General features: G+C 56.0%; 6 protein-coding genes and 1 pseudogene. All 7 read left to right on the top strand.

Features of this window, described 5'->3' with window-relative positions; genetic code table 11:
• Positions 1-14 precede the first annotated feature (14 nt).
• Positions 15-110: a hypothetical protein gene (locus ACML7B_RS08640; RefSeq protein ID WP_418540656.1), complete on the top strand. Its 96-nt coding sequence runs from the start codon at positions 15-17 to the stop codon at positions 108-110.
• A gap of 69 nt (positions 111-179) precedes the next feature.
• Positions 180-1,505, top strand: coding sequence for a 30S ribosomal protein S12 methylthiotransferase RimO (rimO, locus tag ACML7B_RS08645; protein ID WP_346708592.1), 1,326 nt, complete (start codon positions 180-182; stop codon positions 1,503-1,505).
• Complete coding sequence (gene pgsA, locus ACML7B_RS08650; protein WP_106788520.1) at positions 1,502-2,044, top strand: CDP-diacylglycerol--glycerol-3-phosphate 3-phosphatidyltransferase; 543 nt, start codon at positions 1,502-1,504, stop codon at positions 2,042-2,044. The genes rimO and pgsA overlap by 4 nt, the downstream gene beginning before the upstream one ends.
• Positions 2,045-2,047: 3 nt before the next feature.
• Positions 2,048-3,307: a competence/damage-inducible protein A gene (locus tag ACML7B_RS08655; protein ID WP_418540652.1), complete on the top strand. Its 1,260-nt coding sequence runs from the start codon at positions 2,048-2,050 to the stop codon at positions 3,305-3,307.
• A 13-nt stretch (positions 3,308-3,320) separates the two neighbouring features.
• Entirely contained in the window at positions 3,321-4,793 is a 1,473-nt protein-coding gene (locus ACML7B_RS08660; protein WP_418540653.1) for a GNAT family N-acetyltransferase, read from the top strand.
• 25 nt (positions 4,794-4,818) lie between these two features.
• Positions 4,819-6,234: a GNAT family N-acetyltransferase gene (locus ACML7B_RS08665; protein WP_418540654.1), complete on the top strand. Its 1,416-nt coding sequence runs from the start codon at positions 4,819-4,821 to the stop codon at positions 6,232-6,234.
• 105 nt (positions 6,235-6,339) lie between these two features.
• Positions 6,340-6,606: pseudogene (locus ACML7B_RS08670) on the top strand (hypothetical protein); the annotation flags it as partial.

Consider the following 6,606-nt stretch of genomic DNA (forward strand, 5'->3'; position numbering starts at 1 on the left):
ACGGCGCGGAGCCGCTGGTGCGTACCAAAGACGGGGAGAAACCGCTCTCCATCGCCATTGACGAGCTGAACCAGGGGAAGGTTACGATCGTTGGGGAAGACGAAGAATAAGGAACCTAAGGAAACAAGAGGCAGATGCCGGCAGGTATCTGCCTTTCTTCTAAGAAGAAGGAGGAAGGAATGAATCTACTTTTTATCTCCCTGGGCTGTGACAAGAATCTGGTGGATTCTGAAGTCATGCTGGGGATCCTGGATGAGAAGGGCTGGTCCATTGTGGACGACGAGGCTCAGGCAGATGTGATCGTGATCAACACCTGCTGTTTCATCCACGACGCCAAGGAAGAAAGTATCGAGACCATCCTGGAGATGGCGGAATATAAGAAAGAAGGAAGGCTGAAGGCCCTGATCGTCACCGGCTGCCTGGCGCAGCGGTACCAGCGGGAGATCCTGGAGGAGATCCCGGAGGTGGATGCGGTCCTTGGGACCACTTCCTATGATAAGATCGCCGAGGCTATTGAGAAGGCGCTGGCAGAAGGGGGTGTGCTGCAGGTGGACGATCTCAGCGCCCTGCCGCTGCCGGAGGCGAAGCGCCTGGTGACCACCGGCGGGCATTATGCTTACCTGAAGATCGCCGAGGGCTGTGACAAGCACTGTACTTACTGTATTATCCCCAAACTGCGTGGAAATTACCGCAGCGTTCCCATGGAACGCCTGGTGAAGGAAGCGGAAGATCTGGCAAAACAAGGAGTGAAGGAACTGATCCTGGTGGCCCAGGAGACCACGGTGTACGGCCAGGATCTGTACGGGGAGAAATCCCTGCCCCGGCTTTTGCGGGAACTGTGCAAGATCCAGGGGATCTGGTGGATCCGGCTTCTCTACTGTTATCCGGAAGAAGTAGATGAAGAACTGATCCGGGTGATGAAAGAAGAGCCAAAGATCTGCCACTACATCGATCTTCCCATCCAGCATGCCTCTGACGAGATCCTGAAGAGGATGGGACGGCGCACGTCCCGGGCGGAGCTGGTGGAGATCATCGGGAAGCTGCGGGAGGCTATCCCGGACATTGCCATCCGGACAACCCTGATCACCGGGTTCCCGGGAGAGACAAAAGAGCAGCAGGAAGAACTGATGGATTTTGTAGACCAGATGGAATTTGACCGGCTGGGAGTATTTACCTACTCCCCGGAGGAGGATACGCCGGCTGCCCGGATGCCGGATCAGATCCCGGAAGAGGTGAAGGAAGACCGCAAGGCCCAGCTGATGGAGTTGCAGCAGGAGATCGCTTTTGACCGGGCGGAGCAGATGAAGGGACGGGAAATGCTGGTCCTGATCGAGGGCAAGGTGGCCGATGAGAACGCTTATGTGGGACGGACCTATATGGACGCCCCCGGGGTGGACGGCCTGATCTTTGTCCAGACAGAAGAGGAACTGATGACCGGAGACTTTGTAAAGGTAAAAGTGACCGGCGCATTGGAATATGATTTGATAGGAGAGGTGTTAAGATGAATCTGCCAAATAAGTTAACTGTACTGCGGGTGATCATGGTGCCCTTTTTCGTGTTTTTCATGCTGACGGACGCAGGAGGCGCGGCCAATAAGTGGATCGCCCTGGTCTTGTTCTGTGTGGCCAGCCTGACGGATATGCTGGACGGACATATCGCCAGGTCCCGGAATCTGGTGACCAACTTTGGAAAGTTTATGGATCCCCTGGCGGACAAGCTTCTGGTGTGTTCGGCCATGATCTGTATGATCCCCGACGGCACCCTTGCCGCCTGGTTTGTCATCGTGATCATTGCCCGGGAGTTTATCATCAGCGGGTTCCGTCTGGTGGCTTCTGACGCAGGGATCGTGATCGCCGCCAGTTACTGGGGCAAGTTCAAAACCGTTTCCCAGATGTTTATGATCATAGTGCTGATCGCAGATCTGGGCGGAGTGTTTGACGTGATCGGAACGGTGCTCATCTGGCTGTCCCTGGTACTGACTGTGGTATCCCTGGTGGATTATGTGGCGAAAAATGTACAGGTGCTTACCAAGGGAGGCATGTAAAAGATGACGGTAGAACTGATCTCTGTAGGGACTGAGATCCTGTTGGGAAATATTGTGAACACCAACGCTGCTTACCTGGCGGAGCGCTGCGCGCTCCTTGGGCTGTCCTGTTATCATCAGAGCGTGGTGGGGGACAACGAAGAGCGGCTGGAGGAAGAATTAAGAAGGGCCCTGTCCCGGTCTGATATTGTGATCTTAAGCGGAGGCCTGGGGCCTACCAAAGACGACCTTACCAAGGAAGTGACGGCAAAGGTCTTCGGCCGGGAACTGAGAGAAGACCCCCATACCAGAGAAAGGATCCAGGAATATTTCGACCGCAGCGGGCGCAAGCTTACCGCCAACAACTGGAAGCAGGCGCTGGTGCCGGAGGGCGCCACTGTAGTGGACAATTACAACGGGACCGCCCCGGGACTGATCCTGGAGGGAGACGTGGAGGAAGGGAAGGGCAGGACTGCCATCCTTCTGCCAGGTCCTCCCAATGAGATCCGGCCCATGTTTGAGCGGGATATCGCACCGTATTTAAACCGGCGGGAACCGGAGGGGATCTACTCTCATATGATCAAGATCTGCGGGATGGGAGAGAGCCAGGTGGAGGATCAGGTCACGGATCTGATGGAACAGGCCAATCCCACGCTGGCTCCCTACGCCAAGACCGGGGAGGTGCATCTGAGGATCACCGCCAGGGCGGCGGGCGAGGAGCAGGCGGAAGCGCTGATCCGGCCGGTGGAAGAGGAGCTGTACCGGAGATTCGGGAACCGCATCTTTACCAACCGGGAAGAGGTGACGCTGGAGGAGGATCTGGTGAAAATGCTGGAGAAGCGGCACATGACCCTGACTACGGCGGAGTCCTGTACAGCCGGGCTTCTTGCCGGGCGGATCATGAATGTGCCCGGAGCTTCCGGGGTATATCGGGAAGGGTACATCACCTATTCCAATGAAGCCAAGGAAAAGCTTCTGGGGGTACGCCATGAGACCCTGCAGGCTCACGGCGCGGTAAGTCCTGAGACGGCTCGGGAGATGGCGGAAGGCGCGGCGGCCCACGCAGAAGCGCAGGCGGCGCTTTCTGTGACAGGGATCGCGGGACCGGACGGAGGAACTAAGGAGAAGCCGGTAGGTCTGGTGTATATTGGCTGCTGCGTTGGCGGGAATACCCGGACAGTTATGTGTCATTTTACCGGAAACCGGGCGAAGAACCGGGAATATGCGGTGGTGAACGCCCTGACGATCCTCCGGGAGGAACTGTTGAGACAAGATTCAGAATAAGGAGAGAAAAGCGATGGAGATCAGACTGCTGAGCCAGCAGGAATTATTGCCGGCCCTTCATCTTGTGTGGGAGGTGTTCGCCCGGGATGTGGCGCCCTCCTGGACGCCGGAGGGAGTGGGAGAGTTCCAGAAGTTTATCAAATATGAGAATATAGCCCCCTTGTTTGAGCGCAAAGAACAGATCTTCTTTGGCGCCTTTGACGGCGGACAGATGACGGGGGTGATCGCAGTGGGGTCAGACGGTCTGATCAGCCTGTTTTTTGTAAGGAAGTCCTGGCAGCGTAAAGGAATCGGGAAACTGCTGTTCCAGACGGTGTACAATTACGGTGTGCAGCAGCTCTGTGTGCGGGAGATCCGGGTGCATGCCACACCAGAAGCGGTTCCTGCCTATGAGCGGATGGGGATGCACGTGGACGGACCGGAGAGCCTGGAAAATGGGATTCCCTCTGTGCCCATGTCTGTAATTGCCAGTGCGGGGCTGGTGCAGCCGGTACGGGCAAAATCCCGGGTTCCGGTGATCGCGGCTGTGGTGGCGGCAGGCCTTTTGGTGGCGCTGATCCTGATAGGCGGCGTGTTCCTGATCCGAAACATTTACCAGGGGATCCAGGAGCGGGTCCAGGACTCCCAGGTCTGGGAGCAGCCGGAAGAGGGGCAGGAAGATTTCTTCGACATCCCAGGGGATGGCAGCGACGGCTGGGACGGCAGCGATGGCTGGGACGGAGGAGGCGAGGACTCCCAGATCAGCGGCCTGGATGGAGTCCCTGCTTATGAGGCGACAGATCTTTCCTATGAGATCCGGGAAGAGAGCTATGAGTTTACCGATACGGAGAAACAGTCTACCCTGATCCAGTTCCAGATCCCCTATCCGGTGCTGGAGGGACTGGATCCTGCAGTAGAGACCAAGGTAAATGAAGCCATCAGGGACTGTGCCCTTGCCAAGGTGGAGGAGCTTTATACCAGCCCCACGGAGGAGATCAAGGAGCGGGTGCTGACGGAACAGACCCCGGTCCTGGCAAGCACAGGAAGCTATAAGATCTGTTTCGCAGGGAAGGATTTTATCAGTATCGCCTTCGAGGATCAGAGTTATGAAGGAAGCATGGATGTGGTCAACATGGATCTCAGGACCATCAACATCAGTCTTCAGGATGGGAAGGTCTACCAGGTAGAGGATATCGTGAAGCTGGATGAGGCCTTTGTGGCGGACTGGCTGGAAGTTATGCGGGAAGAAGCAGACAACGACGGGTTCCTGGAAGAGGCGGATCCAAAGGAACTGATCCAGGCGCTGAAGGGCCAGGATGAGAGCGGGGTGTACACCCCTAATTTCTTCGTGGACAGCCAGGGAGTGGAGATCGGATTCGACCTGAACTATCCGGAAGGAGACGCAAACGACCTGGGCTATATCTGGGTCACGGCGCCCTATTCTTTCCAGGAGGTCCAGGAGTTTTCCACGGACAGTGAATTCTGGGATCTGATCCAGATGGACTAGAGAGACAAAAGGGAGGGATGAACCTATGGTGATTCGTGTGCTGGAGAAAGAAGAGATCCACGGGGCGCTTTGCCTGGCGGCGGGGATCTTTAACGGGCTGGAGCAGGAGGACGAGATCTTAAGACAGGCAGAAGAAGAGAATCTGATCCTGGCCGGCTGTTTTGGGGACGGACCGGCGGCCGGGCTCCTGGGATGGGGCATGGCAGACAGCGGAGGCCAGATCCTGTTCGTATTTGTGCGAGAGGAGCATCGCAGGCACGGGATGGGAACAGCCATCGTGGATATGCTCCGTCAGGTGTGCAGCCAGAAGTTCGCGGTGCTGCGGATCACTGCACAGGCGCCTCAGGAGATAGTGCCGTTTCTCACAAAGTGCGGCCTGCGGGTGTACGCGCCACAGCGCCAGGAGAACGGGAGAACCTTTTTCCCCATGGAGGATATGCTCTCCCCGGTGGAGTTAAAGCCTCACAAAAATGGATTTCGCATGGGGCTGATCATCGGCGGGGTCTGTGTGGCGGTGCTGGTACTGTGTCTGCTGATCTTCCTTCTTGGAAAGAAAGTGGTGGGGGAAGTGGAATCCCTTCAGGAAGTGCAGCGTCAGGAAGAGCGGCAGAAAGAGATCCCTGACGAGCCGGAGACGGAAGTCCTTCCGGGCTATGAGGAAGAAGATCCGGCAGAGGAATCCCCGGCAGAGGATGAGGGGATCGATGATATCCCGGCTTATGTCGCCTCAGACGTAAGCTATCAGATGACGGAAGAGAACTATAAAGAGAAGGAGGCCAGGGAAGAGGCTACCATTGATTATGATATCGATTATCCCCAGGTGTCAGGCCTGCCCTCCGGGAAGGATCAAGAAGTAAACCAGATCCTGAAAGACGCCGCCATGGGCAACGCCAATACCTATTACCTGAATCCCACCCAGGAGATCCAGGATTTCCTGGCAGAGCAGGAGGAGCTTTATCTGGGAAGCCAGGTGAAGTACCGGGTTACCTATATGGATGACCGGCTGCTGTGCGTGATCTATGAGGACCATTATTTCACCGGTTCTGTCTATGGGGAATATCTGGCCCTGCGCACCCGGGTCATTGATCTTGAGACGGCTGAGGTCTACGATGTCCAGGATGTGCTCCGTGCGGACGAAACATTTGTAGATCTGTGGCGGGCGAAGATCAAAGAGAAGGATCCGGACAACTATCCGGCGGCGGAACTCTCCGATGAAGCCTTCCTGGGGACCATGACCGGGGAGATCATCGACGGCCGGTATTTCGCCAATCTGGTCCTTGCCGGAGACGGCCTGAGAGTAGGATTTACCTACGCTTTCCGCAGCGAGGACGACATGCGCCTGTCCCGGGGATGGGTAACGGCGGAGTTCACAGAGGAAGAGCTGGAGCCCTACAGGCAGGACAGCCGGATGTGGGAATTGTTCCAGCCTGGGGAAAACTAGTAATTGACGAATAAATAAATCTGTGAGAAAATAAAAAGTGGTATGGTGTTAAAGTTCTAACAACCTTTACGACAGAAAAGATTCATAGTTGAAAGGAGTTTAAAAATGATTTATTCACACGAAGTAGAAATGATGTGTCCGGTAGCGCAGGGCGCGAATCACGGACCAGCTCCGATCCCGGAAGAGGCAAAATGGGTACAGGCAAAGGAGATCAAGGACATTTCCGGTTTTACCCACGGTGTAGGCTGGTGCGCACCGCAGCAGGGAGCATGTAAGCTCACCCTGAATGTAAAAGACGGGATCATTCAGGAGGCTCTGGTAGAGACGCTGGGATGTTCTGGAATGACCCACTCCGCAGCCATGGCTTCTGAG

Origin of the sequence: Massilistercora timonensis (assembly GCF_048354975.1) — a bacterium.
Taxonomy (GTDB): Bacteria; Bacillota; Clostridia; order Lachnospirales; family Lachnospiraceae; genus Massilistercora; species Massilistercora timonensis.